Genomic DNA, 19,259 nt, shown 5'->3' with positions numbered 1-19,259 from the left:
GTAAGATAATTTTATGATATCCGAAGTTTTTATCAAAAGACCGGTGACGGCGATGGTGATCTCCATAGTGATTTTATTGGTTGGAGCCATCTCCATTGTCAACCTACCGGTGACACAATATCCAGATATTACGCCTCCTGTAGTATCAGTATCTGCCAACTATACGGGTGCTGATGCCAAAACGGTAGAGCAAACCGTCGCGACACCGATCGAGACACAAGTAAACGGGACCCCGGGTATGGCTTATATCAGCAGTACCAATACCAGTACGGGGCAAATGAACATGAACGTCACCTTCGATGTGGGGACAGATATTGACATTGCCACGTTGGATGTGCAAAACAGGGTGAGTATTGCGGAACCACGGCTGCCGGAAGCGGTAAAACGGCTTGGGGTGACCGTGCGTAAACGGAATCCAAGTATCATGATGGTGATCAGTTTGTATTCACCGAAAGGTACCCATGATACCAAGTTCTTGTCCAATTATACCAATATCTTCGTGAAAGATGCCTTATTACGGGTACCAGGTGTAGGGGATATCAATGCCATAGGCCAGGATTTCAGTATGCGGGTTTGGCTGAAGCCGGATAAGCTGGCGCAATACAATATCTCTACCAGTGAAGTAACTGCTGCCATCCAGGAGCAAAATCTTCAGGTGGCTGCCGGTACCGTCGGAGGCATGCCTCAGTTGGCCTCGCAGACATTTGAATATCCCATTACAGTAAACGGCAAGTTGGAACGGAAAGAGGAGTTTGAAGACATTATCGTCCGGACTGATCCTACTTCGGGGAGCCTGGTGTACTTGAAAGATGTTGCGCGTATTGAATTTGGAGAATTTGATTATGGAAGGTTTTCTACTGTAAATGGTGAACCTGCTGCGATTTTGTTGGTGTATCAAGCACCGGGAAGTAATGCCATCGACACCGCTGAGGGGATTTATAATGCCTTGGATGAAATGAAAGCCACCTTCCCGGCAGATATGGATTACGTGGTTCCTTTTGAATCTGTGTCCGTGGTGCAGGTATCCATCGATGAAGTGCTGCATACCTTGGTGGAGGCCTTGATCTTGGTGATCATAGTGGTATTCCTCTTCTTGCAGAGTTGGAGAGCGACCTTGATTCCTATTTTGGCGATTCCAGTGTCGATAGTAGGGACTTTTATATTCTTTATTCCGCTAGGTTTTACCATCAATACCCTGACCATGTTTGGGTTTGTACTGGCGATCGGTATTGTGGTGGATGATGCCATTGTGGTGGTAGAAGCAGCGCAGCATTATATTGATTCCAAGCGGGTTTCTGCGAAGGAGGCGACTTTATTGGCCATGAAGGACATCACTGCGCCGGTAATCGCCATTGCCTTGATCTTGGCGGCTGTATTTATCCCGGTAGGGTTTATCCCAGGAATTGTGGGCCGGATGTACCAGCAGTTTGCGATTACCATTGCGATTTCCGTATTGATTTCTGCCTTTGTGGCCTTGACGTTGACACCTGCCTTGTGTAGTTTGTTGCTGAAGCCTATGGAAGTGAAAAAGGATTCCAAAGGAATAAATAAATTCTTCTACAAGTTTAACACCTGGTTTGAGCGGGTGACCAGCTCCTATGGCAATGGGGTGAAGAAAAGTATTAAAGCTACGCCATTGGTGCTCATTATCCTTGTCTGTATCTATGCGGGGACGGTAGGACTCTTCCAGGTCAAACCGACAGGTTTCTTGCCGACAGAAGATGAGGGAAGGCTCTTCATTTCTTTGGAGCTGCCGGAAAGTTCTTCCACGAGTAGGACACGAGCGATCATGGATGAGATGGTGGAGATGATCACCACTACAGATGGGATCCGAAATGTGACAGGGATTGGAGGGCTTAATGCCATCAATTTCTCTTTTAAATCAAACAGTGGTACGTTCTTCGTTCAGATGGACCCATGGGACGAGCGTCAGGATCCTTCCAAGCAGCTCTTTGGGTTGATTGGGCAGCTGAACCAAAAATTTGCAGCCATCAAGGAAGCCAATATCATCGTCGTGCCACCGCCGGCTATTCCGGGTTTAGGCCAGACCGGTGGTTTTAGCTTTATGCTCGAGCAACGTTCAGGTGGTGATATCAAAGAATTTGAGCAGGTGGTCGGCCAGTTTTTGGGCGCAGCCAACCAACGCCCCGAAATAGCCATGGCCTACAGTTTCTTTACCGCCAAGACACCCGGGTATCATGTGACCGTGGATCGAGAGAAAGCCAAAAAGTTAGGGGTAGCGATTTCTGATGTGTTCTCTACCATGTCCACGTATATGGGAAGTGCTTATGTCAATGATTTCACCCGCTATGGCCGTAATTTCCGTGTCGTGGCCCAAGCAGACACCGCTTACCGTATGGATATTAAAGACCTGGATCAATATTATGTGATGAACAGGGAAGGAAAGTCGGTGCCATTGGGGGCAGTAGTAGATTATGAAATAGTCGAAAATGCTCCGGTGATCAATCACTATAACTTGTTCCGATCTACCGAAATCAATGGTAATGCAGCAGAGGGTTACAGTAGTGGACAGGCCTTGGCTGCATTGGAAGAAGTGGCCGCAGAGGTGCTTCCGGCAGGTTACGGATATGATTTCTCCGGCCTGAGTAGGGAAGAGCTGGCTTCTGGGAATACCACCATTTTGATCTTTGCCTTGGCGATTATCTTGGTGTCATTATTATTGGCAGCACTTTATGAAAGCTGGTCGGTTCCGTTTTCGGTTCTATTGGCCTTGCCATTGGGAGCTTTTGGAGCAATCCTCGCCTTGACGTTTTTGCCAAAACTCGATAATAACGTGTACGCACAGATCGGTTTGGTGACCCTGATCGGGTTAGCTGCGAAGAATGCCATTTTGATCGTGGAATTCGCCAAAGAGCGGGTGGATGCCGGGATGCCATTACTTGCCGCGACGATCGAGGCGGTAAAGCTGCGGTTGAGGCCGATTGTGATGACTTCCCTTGCCTTTATCCTTGGAGTGGTTCCATTGGCACTTTCCAATGGCGCTGGTGCTGTAGCCAGACAAACCATTGGCTGGACGGTGATCGGTGGGATGCTTGCCGCAACCTTCTTGGCGATTTTTGTGGTGCCCGTTCTTTATGTGGTGATTACCAAAATTGCCTATGGCCGTAAAAAACTGAGAGAGCTCGAAGAGCAATATCAGCCTGAGACCTGATATTCAGCATCAACTCGGTAATAAAATAGCCTGGTATTGGGGGGATTTTCCTAATGCCAGGCTATTATTTTTTAATTATTATTAAAAAAAATGACTTTTGAATACATAAATATGTATATTATGTTTATATTTATGCAGATAAATAATTGAGAAGCCCGCAAAATCAACTGGTCATTTCATTTTTGTTACTGATTTCTGAAGAAAAATAAGGTAATCAAAACCGGTATTTTGAAGTTGGTCAGGGTCTTAATTATAAAGTCATCATAAATACAATTAGTGTTAATTGATTTAAGTTTTTAATAATAACTCTCCAAAAAAAAGAAAAACTATGGGAGAAGTAATCTATCATCACGGGACTGCAATGAATAAAAAAAACTCAAACCTAGAGAACCACCACTCTGAACATGACGAGCTGTTGATAAAAGATGCCTTGTTTGTAAGGGACAAGGGCTGTCTTCGGCGTGTGAAGTTCAAAAATGTCCTTTGGCTGAAAGGGGATGGGAATTATACCACTTTGGTCACGAAGGACAAAGTGTATTCACTGCGCAACATACTCAAGGAATTTGAAGCCATATTACCGGAAGAGGAATTTGTGAGGATTCATAAATCCTATCTCGTAAGGCTCGACAGGATCACGACCATTTCGCCCAAGGAAGTGACCATTGAGCAAGAACGGGTACCGGTAGGCCGTACGTATTACCAAAAACTCATTCATGGAATAAACAAGTTGGGTGCCGGGGCTTAGGCCTTTTTATGGTGCCACAATAAACTACTATCTCCATAGCTTAGAAACCTGTAATCGTGGCTGAGGGCTTCATGGTAAATGTTTTGCCACCGACCTTTGGTAAATGCTGCTACTAAGAGTATCAGCGTGGAGGCGGGTTGGTGAAAATTGGTGAGCAAGCCGTTACAGACCCTGAATTCATAGCCTGGCATGATAAAGATTTCTGTGCTGCCAGTGATTTCATGGAGGTTTTCTGCATTCATGTAATCTAAAATAGCCTGTAAACTCTCTTTTAGAGTAGCCTTTTTTAGCTGTTTCTGATAGGGGTAAAGTTTTTGGATTTGGAATTCTTTGCTGTCACCGTTTAGTAGTTTCACACCATACCAATAAATACTTTCCAATGAACGCATTGAAGTGGTGCCAACGGCCACGATGTTACCGTCGTGCGCTAGAAAGTGCCTGATATTTTCTTTGGTGACCACCACCTGCTCGCTGTGCATGGGGTGATGGGTTACTATTTCGGCTTTGATGGGCTGGAAAGTGCCCGCACCGACATGGAGGGTAAGGTAGTCGGTCTGGATGCCGGTATCTGAAAGTTTTTTGAGGATTTCATCAGTGAAGTGTAAGCCAGCAGTGGGAGCTGCCACGGCACCTTCTTTTTGGGAGTATACCGTCTGGTAGCGGGGCTTATCTTCATTGGTGGCTTTCCGATTAAGGTAGGGCGGAAGCGGTACTTCGCCTACGGCCTCTACTACTGCCGCAAAGGTCAGGTGGTCATCATCCCAGTCTATCTTTACCCGTCTTTCTTCGCGGTTTTCAAGCGTTGCACGTATGGTCAGTGCTGTACCGTTGGCCATCACTTTACCTTGCAGGACTTCTCCGTCTTTCCATTTCTTCAAATTGCCGATCATAGCCTGCCAAGTAACGGTACCGGTGTGCATCATGGTTTCGTTGATGAGCGTGCTGGGTGCTGTGGGCTGCAGGAGAAAAACCTCTATCTTGGCTCCGGAATCCCTTTGGAATATCAACCGTGCCGGAATGACTTTGGTGTTGTTAAACACCATTAGGGTGTTGGATGGCAATAAAGTCGGGAGCTCATAAAAGCGGTGATGCGCTATTTTTCCGTTTTCATAGTGCAGCAACTTAGATTGGTCCCGCTTTTCCAAAGGAAATTTGGCGATACGGTCTTCAGGAAGGTCGTATTGATAATCGGAAAGTTTGATTTCGGCCGTGGTGTCCATTTGCATACCTCTTAATTGTTGGGATTTTCCTGGCAGGGGAAAGGTAATTACCATTGATTCCCTTAGCTTTGTTTTTCGGACAGCAAATATAAGGCATTACGATCAGACATGAACCATCAGCAGCCAAATCCCCTTAAAGTTAACGCCAGCTGGCACAAATATACCTTGGATTTTAAATTTGATGCAGGCACTTCCAGAGGGGTGTTAAAAACAAAGGATTCCTACTTCATAAAGATTTGGTCACAGGATGATCCTGAAACCGTCGGATGGGGCGAGGCCGGACCCTTGCCCAAGCTCAGTCCGGAAGAGGGAAAAGACCTTCCAAGCCTGTTGGATACACTGGTAAAGAATGTGTCTGAGAAGGAGATCCACCGATCAGAGGAATGCATACTGGCGTTTTGTGAAGAAATGGTAGCGACTGATTGCCCCAGTGTTCGTTTTGCATTGGAGACGGCTTTGCTGGATTTGCATCATGGCGGGCGAAAGCTGATCATGGACAATGATTTTTTTAGTGGCCAAGCCAAAATTCCCATTAATGGCCTTATTTGGATGGGGGATGCGGCTTTTATGCATCAGCAAATAGAGGACAAACTGGCCCAAGGGTTTACGTGCATCAAAATGAAAATTGGCGCCATCAATTTTGAAGAGGAATGCAGGCTTTTAGCAGGCATTCGAGAGCGATTTTCAGCGGATGAGATTACCCTTCGTGTGGATGCAAATGGCGCTTTTTCACCAGCAGAAGCCATGGATAAATTACGTCGATTGGCGGCATTTGATCTCCATAGTATCGAGCAACCCATCAAGGCCGGACAATACCTGGAAATGCAGCGTCTGTGCGCAAGCAGTCCTCTGCCGATAGCCTTGGATGAGGAACTGATCGGGGTGACGGAGTTGCAGGAAAAAGCAGCTTTGTTGGATACGATCAAGCCACCTTTCATTATTTTGAAGCCTACGTTGGTAGGAGGGATCAAGGCTACACGGGAGTGGATCAGGTTAGCGGAAGCCCGGCAGATAGGCTGGTGGATGACCTCTGCCTTGGAAAGCAATATAGGGCTTAATGCAATTGCCCAGCTTACCGCTTCGTATCCTACCGACCTCCCGCAGGGATTGGGAACGGGGCAGCTTTATCATAACAATATCGCATCTCCCCTGGAAATCCAAAAAGGGCAGCTGGTTTATCAGCCTGGCCGGCAATGGGGGGATTAAATCAGACACGATTACCGCTGTCATTTCTTCAATTTATCGTACTTATCGTCGATGGCTTTGAGTTTCTGGTCAATCTGCTCACGGCTAATCCATGTACCCCTTACCATCACACCATGTGGATGCTGCATATGAGCAATATCCTCCAGTGGATTTTTGTCCAAAAGGATGAGGTCAGCACTGGCGCCTTCCTTTATTTCGCCAAAGTTCCCCTCTTCCTTGAAGTATTGGGCAGGATGGAGGGTGCCCATTTGGAGGACTTCCAAAGGGCTTAATCCGGTGTTTACCATGGCTTGCATTTCATGTTGGATAGAAAAGCCCGGGACATTGAAAACCTGTGGGGCATCTGAACCCAAGAGCAACCCGTATCCATTTTCATGAAGGCTACGGATGAGTTTTTTTCTGATTTCCATAAATTTTCCCCATCGCTCAGCACTGTAATCTGCCGTTTCGGTAAGGTTCTTCTTGCTGTTGATCCAGTTTTCGATGACTTCTGGGGCCATGTATACCATTTCAGGTTCCTTGGCCAGTGCCGCTGCAGGGGTGGGCGAAAACCAACGGGTAAACAAACTCTGGGTAGGCACCACCCATACTTGGTTTTCCTTGGAAAGTTGGACGAGTTCAGGGATCAGCGTGGTGTCCACCTTTTCGGTGAAATCATACCCAAAGAAGCCATTTTCGTTCGGGTTTACCTGAGCGGATGCTGGTACCAATCCTTCCAAAAAACCGTCCACATGGTCAATGGTGGCATAGCCGCTTTGAAGCGCATGCCTGATCCCGACCAAGGTGGATACATGGCCGGCAAAGGGGATGTTTACCTTTTTGGCGGTTTGGACAATTTGATCAAAAACATGTAGCCTGAGACCGGGGTGGAGCTTGAGAAAGTCGAAACCATCCTTTTGGTAGGCGGTGACTTTTTCGATGGCTTGCTCGGGGCTGGTGACGGTATTGCCGTTAAGGGAAGGACTGGAAGTATAGATCCGCGGGCTTAGCATTTCGCCTTTGGTTACTTTCTCTTTTAGTTCAAGGTGCAAGTGATGGCCCAGCATGCCACGGACGGTAGTGACGCCATTGGAGAGGTATAGGAAAAGGGTTTCTTCCATTTGGGGATCATTCCAAATGACTGCTGGAAGATGAGCATGCATTTCAGCCAGGCCTGGAACCAGGTATTTGCCTTCGCCATTGATCAGTTCTGCTTCTTCGATTACTTCGGCTTCATCTTTGGAAGCGGGAAGGATTTGTTGGATTTTTCCCGAATCGATCACGACATGCTTCTTGGAGATGCTGCCGCTTCTGATATCGATGATGTTCACGTCCGCGATCACCTTAGCAGTGACTGCCGGTGGCCCTTTTTGATCATTTTTATCTTGACATGCAATGGCCACCAGTGTGACCATTGCCATAAACAAGTAGGAAACGTTTTTTCTCATGGAGTTCAGCATTGGCTTGTCTAAATATACACAGTTGTCCCTTTCTTGGCTAATATGAACGAAAAAATCAGGCCATATTCGCTTCGGAGCGGCTGGTTTCCCGATTATACTGCCTGATCTGGATCAAGCCATATTGCTGAGGGGTGATTTTCGTCATGTTTTTCAGGAATGATCGTTCAACCATTAACCTGAGTCGCTGCTGCCACTAAGGGGCGGGAAGATTGGAAGCGATATTGCTTCGTCCCATCTCCTCGCCATGACGAAAGAGGATGCTTTTACAACTGCTATTTAAGTAATCATATGAAGGATGTCCTCCTGAGCGATTGCCTATCCGGGAGGCAAGGAGTCGAAGGATGCCTAACGGGCTAAACTTCCACAGGGATTTGAAGGAGGATTTTGCCGATATGTTCCGAGCTTTCCATGAGTTGGTGGGCTTTTGCGGCCTCCTGTAGTGGGAATACCTTATGGATAACAGGCTTGATCTTTTCGGGAAAGAAAGGCCAGACGTGTACTTGTAGATTTTTCGCAATATGGCCTTTATATCCAATGGACTGGGGACGCAAGGTGGAGCCTGTCAATGTCAATTGGTTGGCCATAATTCTCAGCAGGTCCACTTCTCCCATGCGCCCTTTCATGGCATTGATCATGATCAATTTCCCTTTTGGACGGAGCAGCCGAATGTTTTTGGCGGTATAATCTCCCCCGACCATATCAAGGATGATGTTTACTTTTTTAAAGTCCGGGTGGGCTTTGATTACCTCTTCGAAATCTTCGTCTTTGTAATGGATGGCGAGGTCCGCTCCCAAATTTTGGCAGAAGGTACATTTTTCACGGCTTCCTGCTGTCACGATGACTTTACCGCCCAGCGCTTTGATCATTTGGATGGCCGTGACTCCTATGCCACTGGTGCCGCCATGGACGAGTACCGTTTGGCCCGCTTGGAATCCCCCAATATCAAAAACATTGTTCCAAACGGTGAAAAAGGTTTCGGGCAGCGCAGCCGCCTCCAAAAGCGAGACACCTTCTGGAATGGGGAGGCACTGTACTGCCGGTGCGGTGACAAATTCCCCATAACCACCTCCTGCCACCAAGGCACAGACTTCGTCGCCCAGCTCCCAGTTTTTGACGTCTTTTCCTATCGCAGAGATGGTTCCGGAGACTTCTAGGCCGGGAATATCTGCTGGAGCATCTTCGGGAGCCGGGTATAACCCTTTCCTTTGGGCCACATCGGGGCGATTGATACCGGATGCGGCAACTTTTATCAAGACTTCGTGAGGTCCCGGATTAGGGATGTCGCGTGCTTGTACTTGCAGCACATCAGGTCCTCCTGCTTCAGTGATTACGACGGCTTTCATCATGGTTTCTCGTTTTGCTTATGGTAAATATAAAGCATGGAAAGAGGGATTAAAAAATTGCACCCAAGCAAATGCTACTATAAAAAGGAAAAAAATACCCAATCCTTTGATTTTCAATAAAACTTGGTGTGGGTTTTGGTTTTAGTAAATAAAAACATAGTCGATTAATTAATTGTTAATGTTTTTTGATTTTGGGTGTCAAGTCCAAATTTATAATTGTCATACGAAGTGTTTTCATAATGAATGTGCTGGTTGTTTCATAGTTGAATAGTAATATATTTGTTTAGGTATAAAACATTTAAAAAACCGCTAATACATACTATGGAACAGATGATTTACGTGGTCCCCTTACTGGGGATTTTGGGGCTTATCGTTATGGCCGTAAAGTCAGCATGGGTGAATAAGCAGCCCACTGGCGATGAAAATATGGTAGAACTCGCAGGCCATATTGCCCGAGGAGCCATGGCATTTTTGAAGGCTGAGTGGAAAGTGCTCTTTTATTTTGTGGTCATTGCCGGAATCGTTTTGGCTTGGTCAGGTACCTTGGTAGAAAACTCCAGTCCGGTGATTGCGGCATCCTTCGTTTTGGGTGCATTTTTATCAGCATTTGCGGGATATATCGGAATGAATATCGCCACCAAGGCAAATGTCCGCACTACCCAAGCGGCCAAATCGGGACTGGCAAAAGCCTTGAAAGTGTCCTTTTCAGGAGGGACGGTAATGGGGCTAGGAGTAGCAGGTTTGGCGGTTTTGGGCATGGGTTCGTTGTTTATTGTATTTTATCATATTTATGTGGTTTCCAACGGTGGAGATGTGAATGGCCTGGATATGGAACGGGCATTGGAGGTGTTGGCCGGGTTTTCATTGGGAGCCGAGTCCATCGCGTTGTTTGCCCGTGTAGGAGGGGGGATTTACACCAAAGCAGCAGATGTGGGGGCAGATTTGGTGGGAAAAGTGGAAGCAGGCATTCCAGAGGATGATGTCCGTAATCCTGCCACCATTGCCGATAATGTCGGCGACAATGTCGGTGATGTGGCCGGCATGGGAGCGGACCTATTTGGTTCGTATGTGGCGACCATTTTGGCGTCTATGGTGCTCGGCAGGGAGATCGTTTCCAATGATCAGATGGGAGGGATCGCGCCCGTGTTATTGCCTTTGATGATAGCGGGGCTTGGCGTGGTATTTTCGATCGTAGGAACTTTATTTGTGAAAATATCCAAAGAAACCGATAGTGTGCAAGCTGCCTTGAACAAGGGCAACTGGATTTCTATTTTACTGACCGTCGCGGCATCTTACTTTGTGATCAATTTTATGCTTCCAGATGGTGATTTGGTCATGCTCCGTGACCATTCCCCCGTGTTTACCAAAACAGGGGTGTTTGGGGCCGTGTTGATCGGATTGGTGGTAGGCGCCTTGATGAGCATTATCACGGAACATTATACCGCCATGGGCAAAAGGCCTGTCAATAGCATCATCAAACAGTCGTCGACCGGTCATGCCACCAATATCATTGGAGGGCTGTCGATTGGGATGGAGTCTACGGTATTGCCGATTTTAGTGTTGGCAGCAGGGATTTACGGCTCATTCTTAAGCGCAGGCTTGTATGGCGTGGCCATTGCAGCTGCCGGGATGATGGCGACTACGGCCATGCAGCTGGCCATTGATGCCTTTGGGCCTATTGCGGACAATGCCGGCGGAATAGCAGAAATGTCCGGTTGTGACAAAGCGGTAAGGGAGCGCACGGATATTTTGGATGCCGTGGGCAATACCACTGCTGCTACCGGAAAAGGGTTTGCGATCGCTTCGGCGGCGTTGACAGCCTTGGCGTTGTTTGCGGCCTATGTGGGCATTGCTGGCATTGATTCCATTGATATCTATAAAGCCGATGTGTTGGCAGGATTATTTGTAGGCGCCATGATTCCCTTTATCTTTTCGTCTTTGGCCATTGCGGCAGTTGGCCGGGCTGCCATGGACATGGTCAATGAAGTCAGGCGGCAATTCAAGGAAATTCCTGGGATCATGGAATACAAGGCCAAGCCAGAATACGATAAATGCGTGGAGATCTCCACCAGTGCTTCCATTCGGGAGATGATCGCACCTGGAGCGTTGGCGTTACTGGTGCCCATCATTGTGGGCTTCCTTTTTGGGCCGGAAGTACTTGGAGGAGTGCTGGCCGGAGTGACGGTTTCTGGAGTATTGATGGGGATTTTTCAGAACAATGCCGGAGGAGCTTGGGACAATGCCAAGAAGTCTTTTGAGAAAGGCGTGGAGATCAATGGTAAAATGGAATACAAAGGATCAGACGCGCACAAAGCCTCTGTGACAGGGGATACTGTTGGAGATCCTTTTAAGGACACTTCTGGCCCCTCCATGAATATTTTGATCAAACTGACCTCCATTGTCTCGTTGATCATTGCACCTCATATAGCTGAAGGACCGGCTCATGTGGTAAGTGATCAGCAGGATGATGCAAAAGAAATCAAGATGGAAAAAGAATCGGAAAAATTAGCATTGCTTCAGGATGAAGAGCGGATTAGGGAGAAAGGTGACGGACAACGAATGGAGTGATGTATTAAGAACCTGAAAAGTAACGATTTAAAGCCTCGAAGATGATTCGAGGCTTTTTTTTATACCCGTTAAGCGTGAAAAAACATCTTTTGTCATATTATCTAAATTTTATTTTATCGGTTTGTTTATTAACAAATAATTTACAAAATTGACATATTATGTTTGGTAGGTTTCGGTGAAATGAATCTATATAGATTATAGTTTTGTTTATTAAGTTATTAAAGAATATAATTTTAAATTAAGTTGAGTAACCCACAAATCAATTACTAATGAAGAGAACCTTTACAAAATTATCCATTCTGGTTTTCGTCTTTTTGCTAGTAGGCTCGGCCTATGCCCAAGAAGTAACGATCACCGGAACGGTAACGACTGCGGAAGACGGCGAGCCACTTCCCGGGGTGAGTGTACTGTTACAGGGAACCAATTCCGGTACTGTGACAGACTTGGATGGAAACTATTCCATTGATGTGGCAGACAGGGAAGGGACGTTGGTTTTTTCCTATTTGGGCTATGTTACCCAGACCTTGGCCATCCAAAACCGAACCACCATCGACGTGGTGATGGAAGAAGATGTATCGGAGATGGGGGAATTTGTCGTGACGGCTTTCGATATCGACCAGAGCGAGAAAAGCTTGGGATATGCTGCTCAAGTGGTGGAATCAGACGAGATTACGAAAACCAAGCAGCCAAACTTGGTCAATGCACTTCAAGGTCAAGTGGCCGGAGTACAAATCACCAATTCGGGTGGTGCTCCAGGTCAAAGTGCTCGGATCGTGATTCGGGGAATCAACTCCCTGGACCCCAATGCCAATAACCAACCACTATTCGTAGTGGATGGTGTTCCCATCAATAACTCAACCATTGAGTCAGGGAATACACCGCGGGGTATGTCAAACAGGGCAGCGGACATCAATCCGAATGACATAGAGTCCATGTCCGTGTTGAAAGGAGCTGCGGCAACCGCCTTGTATGGTGTTAGGGCTGCCAATGGTGCGGTGATCATCCGTACGAAAAGAGGACAGGCCGGGCAGACAAGGATCAATATCAACAGCTCCATCGGAATGGATAAGCTTGTTAAATTACCAAATCTCCAAGACCAATTTGGTCAAGGGTTTAGTGGTGAATATGATCCGTCGAGCTTTTGGCCAGCGTGGGGAGCTCCGATTGCAGAGGTGGCAGAAACCGTGCCTGGTCACAAGTATCAGGACAACTGGAACAGGGCGTTTGATACGGGATTAAACATTGATAATAACATTAGTTTTTCTGGAGGTAGTGAAAATGCTACGTTCTATGGTTCCTTTGGCCGTTTGGATCAGCAAGGGATCATTCCTTTCAGTGATTGGAGCAGGACAACTGCAAAACTGAGTGGTTCGGTAAAGGCCAGTGAAAAATTTGACTTTAGCGGGTCGATGAATTTTTCCAATTCAGGCGGTAACCGTGTGCCGCATGACAGGTTTATGGAGCGAATGATGTACTGGGCGGAGACGCAGGATGTTCGGGATTACATCAATCCAGATGGTACCATGAAAACGTATGGAAATACCAACCCGATTTACGATGCACGATTTGCTACCTATGAGGACAATGTCAATAGGATCATTGGAAATATCAATTTGAATTACCGACCAACAGATTGGTTGACGTTATCTTATCGATTGGGTACAGATGTATCCAGTGACAGTAGGACGGAGATTACCCCTGGGCCTAAAGGCATTGACGGTGAAGTAGCTTTAAGCTCTACCGGGTTTATTGAAGAAACCAGGATCAATGCGCGGGATTTGACATCCAATTTCTACATTACCCTTCAAAAGCAATTCTCTGGTGATTGGAATACAACGTTAAGGTTAGGGAATGATATTTTTGAGCGGAGATATGACAGGGTGGTTTCTACTGGTTCTGATTTTGTGATTCCAGAATTCTATAACCTTAATAATACCGCTCAAATATTTGCAAGTCAAGATAGCCAAATTAAGCGTTTGGTAGGGTTTTATGGTGACCTCACCGTAGATTATAGGAACTTCTTGTTTATTAACCTGACTGGAAGAAATGATATTTCATCTACGCTTCCTAAGGACAATAACTCTTTTTTCTATCCATCGGTAAATTTGAGTTATGTGTTCAGTGAGAACATGGATATGCCTTCGTGGTTCACTTTTGGTAAGATCCGGGCTTCTTGGGCGCAAGTGGGTAAAGATACCCAACCCCATATCCTAGGAGCTACCTTTGTGTCTCCTAGCGTGTTCCCATTAAACGGCCAGGTAGGCTTCAGCAGAAACAGTACCTTTGGTGATCCTGGTCTAAAACCTGAATTGACTACTTCAATTGAATTTGGTACCCAATTGTCTTTCTTGGATGGCAGGCTCGATTTGGATGTGACCTATTTTAAGTCCAACTCAAAGGATATGATCATCCCTGTTCCAATATCGGATGCCACAGGCTTTAGTTCTTATATCACCAATGCAGGTGAAATCCAAAATAGCGGTATAGAATTGGTTGTTGGGGCTGATATCATTGAGACCAGTGACTTTAAGTGGACGGTGACTGGAAATATGACCAAGAACAAAAACGAAGTAGTAGGGATCCGAGAAGGGATTGATGAAATTATCGTAGGAAGTCAATTTGGTTACGGAGGAAGTACCGTGACGATGAAGCTGATTGAAGGAGATGCTTATGGTAACATGTATGGTACCAGCTATCAGCGGTATGGTGCCGATCCCGAAAATCCAATGGCACAGTCCAGCCTTCCTAGGGTGATTGGTGCAGATGGATTCCCTGTTAGAAACGGGTCTCAATTGATCTTGGGGAATGCCGTTCCGAAGTGGTTTGGAGGACTTAAAAATGAATTCTCTTATAAAAACTTTGATTTGAGTTTTCTAATTGACTTCAGGGCAGATTTGAAGCAGTATAACCAGTTTGACAACTTCCTATCAGCTTTTGGGAAAAATGATTATACCGCCATTCGAAACGAGTCCATTGTTTTTGATGGCGTATTGGCTGATGGCTCCACCAATACCCAAGAAGTATGGCTAGGACAGGGAGTTGGACCTGATGGAAGGGATTACGGTGCCGGTTATTGGAGGAATACCTACCGGGGGATCAGTGAAAACTTTGTACAAGATGCTAGCTTTATCAAGTTGAGAAACATCACCTTGGGATATGACTTCAACACCGAGCTATTGGAAAATACTCCGTTTAGGTCTATCAGGGCATCTGTAGCAGCAAACAATATCATATTGTTCACCCCTTGGGACGGCTTTGATCCGGAGTCATTCTCCGCCGGAGCGGGTGGAAATGCCGTGGGTTTTACCGGATTGGGATATCCAGGTGTGCAAAGCTTCTTCTTTACACTTAATCTAGGACTCTAATTAATGATTGCAATGAAGAGATTTAACTATAAATATATCGTTTGGGCTGTTGTGGTCTTGTTTGCCAGTTCATGTGAATCCTATTTGGATGTGAATGAAAACCCCAACAATCCCCAGGATGCGCCGCTTGCAGGTTTGATGACCAATGTGACGTATCAGACTGCATTAAATACTTATTCTGTAGGGAGTTTTACATCCTTTTATGTGCAGTATTTAGCCTCGCCTAATCCAGCTAGCTCTACCGATACCATGGAACCTGTAAATTATAGCGGTACCTGGTTTGACTTGTATAATGTCATGACGGATCTTCATGTCATGATTGAAAAGGCTGAGGAGACCGGAGCAGGGCACTATCTGGGTGCTGCCCAGATCATGATGGCCCTTAATCTAGGAATGGGCGTGGACATTTTTGGTAACATGCCCTTTTCGGAAAGTTTTAATTTCGAGACGGTTACGCCTGCTTATGATGACGATGAGAATTTGTATGGCCAAGTGATGGCTTACTTGGACCAGGGTATCCAAAACCTCAATGGAGAGACGACATTTTCTATCGCTGAGGATGATTTTATTTTTGGCGGTGATGTGGACAAGTGGGTTGCATTTGGAAATATGCTGAAGGCCAGATTTATGATCCACATGAAAGGTAGTGCCGGGTATAGTGCTGCAGAAGTGTTAACTGCGGTGGAAAACGGCTTCTCCTCAAATGATGATAATGCTCAGGTGATCTTCTTTGAGCAACGCATTAACCCTTGGTCTGCTGTGGCCAGGGACAATGCCAATTTGCTTTTGGGAGGATGGATTTCCGAGCAGTTTATCCAAGCACTGGATGGAACTTCCTATCCGGCTGTTGATCCGCGATTGGCTTTGATGGTGGGGACTACAGACGATGGAGAATTTGTCGGTACAGTCAATGGTGCAGGAAGGGGCAATGCTCCAGAGCAGGGTGCCAGGTCGACATTGATCCAGGGACAATATTATACCTCTGAACTATCTCCCGTCTTGATCGGTACCTATGCCGAACAGAAATTCATCGAAGCGGAAGCGGCATTTGATTCAGATAAATCCAGGGCTTATCAGGCATATCTTGACGGGATTGAGGCGCATATGGATATGATAGAAGTTGAGGAAGGGGATAAAGCGGCTTACTTGGCTGATCCAAGCGTTAGCATGGGAGAAGCAGCATTTACCATGGAGGATATATTCAAGGAAAAATGGGTAGCCATGTTCCTTCATCCTGAAACTTGGAATGATGCCAGAAGGTTTGATTATGCTTATAAGGATATGAGCACGCCTGCTAACCTTAATCCTGACTTAAACGGTCAGTTCATTAGAAGATTGGCTTATCCTGACAGTGAGGTCAGTAGAAATGGTCAGAATGTGCCAAGTGTAACATTGCTTGATCGCATATTCTGGGATGCTGAATAAGCATTGAGAAACCTTATTTAACCACAGATAAAGATAGGTGTGCGTAGGTGTTTGAGGAGCCATCCCAATACCTTGCTTATCAGCTTTATCTGTGGTTTTTTTAATTGCTAACGATAACTCTTACGAAAACCAACCACGCCATGAAAAAATTATTACCAGTGCTTTTCCTTTTGTTTGCCGCCTGCACGGTACAGAAAGTCAAAAAATCAGTGCGCGATTCGGAGGTGTTCAACCAAGGGTTTACCGGCTTTATGTTGGTCGATCCTGCCAAAGACAAGGTGCTGTATGCGCTAAATGAAGATAAGTATTTCACCCCCGCGTCCAATACGAAAATGTTTACGTTTTATGCAGCGTATAAGGTGCTTGGTGATCAGGTGAATGCACTGGACTACGTGGAAAGTGGTGATTCCCTGATTTTTTGGGGAACGGGTGATCCCTCTTTGATGCATCCTGACTTTGAAGACCGCACGGTGCTCGATATGCTGGGCAATACCGATAAACGGTTGTACATGGCGGACAATTTTGACGAAGTGCAGGCCTATGCTTCAGGGTGGTCGTGGAACTGGTTTCATTATTATTATGGCCCAGAACGTTCTGCTATGCCGGTATACGGCAATATCGTCCGGTTTACCAAAACAGCCGAAGCGGACAACTTTAGCTTTTCCCCTCATTTTTTAGCTCCTCAGATCAAGGAAGATCATAGCTTACCTGCCAGGGAATATGCGATCGTAAGATCGCAGCATATCAATGATTTTCGGTATCATGTGGTGGGGGAAGAACTGTCTTTTGAAACGGATAAGCCATTTGTGACGTCCGCCCAGCTGACCAAGGAAATGTTAGCGGATACCTTGGGTAAAGACATTATGATGGTCGATTACGACAAGGTCAAAAATAGGCCGCATCAAAAGTTGAAAGGAATCGCAACGGATTCTCTGTACAAGCAAATGCTAAAGATCAGCGATAATTTCCTGGCCGAGCAATTGATGGTACTGGTGGCAGACCAGCTTTCCGATTCGCTCAATGTCCGAGGTGCTATCCAATACTTGGAAGAAAATTACTTGTCCGACCTCCCGGATGCACCTCAGTGGGTCGATGGATCAGGCCTTTCCAGTCAAAATAAATTCACCCCTAGAAGTATCATTAAACTCTTGCAAAAGATCAAAGAAGAGGTGCCCGAAGAGAAGATCTTTGCCTATTTCCCATCGGGAGGAGCATCCGGTACCATTCGTTCATGGTACAAGTCCGATGATGAGCATCCCTACGTTTATGCCAAAACCGGTACCCTGAGCGGTGTCCACTGCCTAAGCGGCTATTTGCTTACCAAAAGCGGCAAAACACTCCATTTTAGCTTTATGCACAATAATTATGTGATCAGCTCCAGTGAGCTGAAAAAGGAAATGGAAAAGGTACTTTATTTGATTTATGATCAGTATTGAATAAAACTCATGAATGTAACGATGATTGATTGCATGAAGATCCTTGTCCTTTTGATGGTTTTTCTTTCTTTTGGCCAAATAAGTGCTCAGCAAGGACAGGTCATTACCCTTGCCGATCCCACCATTTTTCATGATAATGGCACCTATTACCTGTATGGGACGAGTAGGGCAGATGAAGGTTTTTTGGTGTATCGGTCCAGTGATCTTAAGCAGTGGGAGGGGCCTGTTGGGAAGTTACCTGAAGGGTTTTGCCTCAGCAAGGAGAAGGTGTATGGAGATCAAGGATTCTGGGCACCCCAAGTGTTTAAAAAGGATGGCCGCTATTATATGGCTTATACGGCAAATGAGCAAATAGCCATAGCCAGTAGTGATAACCCTTTGGGTCCCTTTGTTCAGCCGAAGCAGGCGGCCATCAGCCTGGAGCAGCGTATGATCGATCCCTTTGTTTTTAATGCTCCCGATGGCAAGACTTACCTGTACCATGTGAAAGTAGCCAATGGCGGAAACCGAATTTTTGTGACGGAGCTAAAAGATGACTACAGTGGATTGGTGCCAGGCAGTACGCATTTGTGTATCGAGGCTACGGCTCCCTGGGAAAATGCTGAATCTGCTGAATGGACCGTGACAGAAGGGCCTACGATAGTGGAGCATGAAGGGCTTTTCTATCTCCTGTACAGTGCAAATGACTTTAGGAGCAAGCATTATGCCGTGGGCTATGCTGTCAGTACCTCGCCAATAGGGCCTTGGAAAAAAGCCGATGAAAATCCGATTTTACATCAGCAAATGCTGCAGGTGCCTGGGCCCGGGCATGGAGATGTGTTCAAGGATGAGAAAGGACAATGGAACTATGTCTTTCACACCCACCATGATCAGCACACCGTTAGTCCCCGCAAGACGGCAGTAATTAAGATGGAATTGGATCAAGACGCTTCAGGGAATAGGGGATGGCGCGTTTTCCCGAAAAGCTGGCATTACCTTTATGAAAGGTGAAAAATAAAAAAAGCTATCAGCTGCAGCTGATAGCTCTCATGATAATGTCACTAAATGCTATATCTTAAGATAATTTTACATTCACGGCATTAAGACCCTTTCTTCCTTCTTTAAGGTCGAAAGTCACTTCGTCATCTTCTTTTACCTCATCTACCAAACCGGTGATGTGTACGAAATATTCTTTAGATGACTCGTCGTCAATAATAAATCCGAATCCTTTAGACTCGTTAAAAAATTTAACTCTTCCTGTGTTCATAATAATAATGATAATAAATGATGTTTTAATTAATGAACCAAAGGTAGTGATTGTTTTTACATTTGCACTATTTGAATAAAATATTTTTTTGAAA

At 45.9% G+C, this 19,259-nt stretch carries 12 protein-coding genes; 8 read left to right on the top strand and 4 right to left on the bottom strand.

What is annotated here, in order from left to right:
- Positions 1 to 13: 13 nt before the first annotated feature.
- On the top strand, positions 14 to 3,172 hold the full coding sequence (locus ECHVI_RS18190) for an efflux RND transporter permease subunit (protein WP_015267494.1): 3,159 nt from the start codon (positions 14 to 16) through the stop codon (positions 3,170 to 3,172).
- A 328-nt stretch (positions 3,173 to 3,500) separates the two neighbouring features.
- Positions 3,501 to 3,917: a LytR/AlgR family response regulator transcription factor gene (locus ECHVI_RS18185; RefSeq protein ID WP_015267493.1), complete on the top strand. Its 417-nt coding sequence runs from the start codon at positions 3,501 to 3,503 to the stop codon at positions 3,915 to 3,917.
- On the opposite strand, the gene ECHVI_RS18180 is transcribed toward ECHVI_RS18185, so the two are convergent.
- The gene (locus ECHVI_RS18180; RefSeq protein WP_157501867.1) at positions 3,914 to 5,137 is read right to left on the bottom strand and encodes an S-adenosylmethionine:tRNA ribosyltransferase-isomerase; all 1,224 of its coding nucleotides are present in this window, start codon (positions 5,135 to 5,137) and stop codon (positions 3,914 to 3,916) included. The two genes, ECHVI_RS18185 and ECHVI_RS18180, sit on opposite strands and share 4 nt — an antisense overlap.
- Before the next feature lie 108 nt (positions 5,138 to 5,245).
- Between ECHVI_RS18180 and menC the strand changes: the two genes are divergently transcribed.
- Positions 5,246 to 6,343 (top strand): o-succinylbenzoate synthase, encoded by a 1,098-nt coding sequence (gene menC / locus ECHVI_RS18175; protein ID WP_015267491.1) that lies wholly within the window; start codon positions 5,246 to 5,248, stop codon positions 6,341 to 6,343.
- A 20-nt stretch (positions 6,344 to 6,363) separates the two neighbouring features.
- Here the strand turns inward: menC and ECHVI_RS18170 are convergent, their stop codons facing one another.
- Both ECHVI_RS18170 and ECHVI_RS18165 read right to left on the bottom strand, forming a co-directional pair.
- Positions 6,364 to 7,770, bottom strand: a complete 1,407-nt coding sequence (locus ECHVI_RS18170) for an amidohydrolase family protein (protein ID WP_157501512.1) — start codon at positions 7,768 to 7,770, stop codon at positions 6,364 to 6,366.
- Between the two features lie 365 nt (positions 7,771 to 8,135).
- Positions 8,136 to 9,125: an NAD(P)H-quinone oxidoreductase gene (locus ECHVI_RS18165; protein ID WP_015267489.1), complete on the bottom strand. Its 990-nt coding sequence runs from the start codon at positions 9,123 to 9,125 to the stop codon at positions 8,136 to 8,138.
- 321 nt (positions 9,126 to 9,446) lie between these two features.
- Between ECHVI_RS18165 and ECHVI_RS18160 the strand changes: the two genes are divergently transcribed.
- The 5 genes from ECHVI_RS18160 (at position 9,447) to ECHVI_RS18140 (ending at position 18,909) form a co-directional block, all read left to right on the top strand.
- Positions 9,447 to 11,693: a sodium-translocating pyrophosphatase gene (locus tag ECHVI_RS18160; protein WP_015267488.1), complete on the top strand. Its 2,247-nt coding sequence runs from the start codon at positions 9,447 to 9,449 to the stop codon at positions 11,691 to 11,693.
- A 269-nt stretch (positions 11,694 to 11,962) separates the two neighbouring features.
- On the top strand, positions 11,963 to 15,058 hold the full coding sequence (locus ECHVI_RS18155; RefSeq protein WP_015267487.1) for a SusC/RagA family TonB-linked outer membrane protein: 3,096 nt from the start codon (positions 11,963 to 11,965) through the stop codon (positions 15,056 to 15,058).
- Positions 15,059 to 15,070: 12 nt separating this feature from the next.
- The gene (locus tag ECHVI_RS18150; RefSeq protein WP_015267486.1) at positions 15,071 to 16,483 is read left to right on the top strand and encodes a SusD/RagB family nutrient-binding outer membrane lipoprotein; all 1,413 of its coding nucleotides are present in this window, start codon (positions 15,071 to 15,073) and stop codon (positions 16,481 to 16,483) included.
- Between the two features lie 140 nt (positions 16,484 to 16,623).
- Positions 16,624 to 17,919: a D-alanyl-D-alanine carboxypeptidase/D-alanyl-D-alanine-endopeptidase gene (locus ECHVI_RS18145; RefSeq protein WP_015267485.1), complete on the top strand. Its 1,296-nt coding sequence runs from the start codon at positions 16,624 to 16,626 to the stop codon at positions 17,917 to 17,919.
- 9 nt (positions 17,920 to 17,928) lie between these two features.
- Positions 17,929 to 18,909: a glycoside hydrolase family 43 protein gene (locus tag ECHVI_RS18140; protein ID WP_015267484.1), complete on the top strand. Its 981-nt coding sequence runs from the start codon at positions 17,929 to 17,931 to the stop codon at positions 18,907 to 18,909.
- A 64-nt stretch (positions 18,910 to 18,973) separates the two neighbouring features.
- Here the strand turns inward: ECHVI_RS18140 and ECHVI_RS18135 are convergent, their stop codons facing one another.
- The gene (locus tag ECHVI_RS18135; protein WP_015267483.1) at positions 18,974 to 19,165 is read right to left on the bottom strand and encodes a cold-shock protein; all 192 of its coding nucleotides are present in this window, start codon (positions 19,163 to 19,165) and stop codon (positions 18,974 to 18,976) included.
- Between the last annotated feature and the right edge of the window lie 94 nt (positions 19,166 to 19,259).

Source organism: Echinicola vietnamensis DSM 17526 (genome assembly GCF_000325705.1).
GTDB classification, from domain to species: domain Bacteria; phylum Bacteroidota; class Bacteroidia; order Cytophagales; family Cyclobacteriaceae; genus Echinicola; species Echinicola vietnamensis.
The sequence above is the reverse complement of the archived record's forward strand: the minus strand, read 5'-3'. Positions and strand labels throughout refer to the sequence as shown.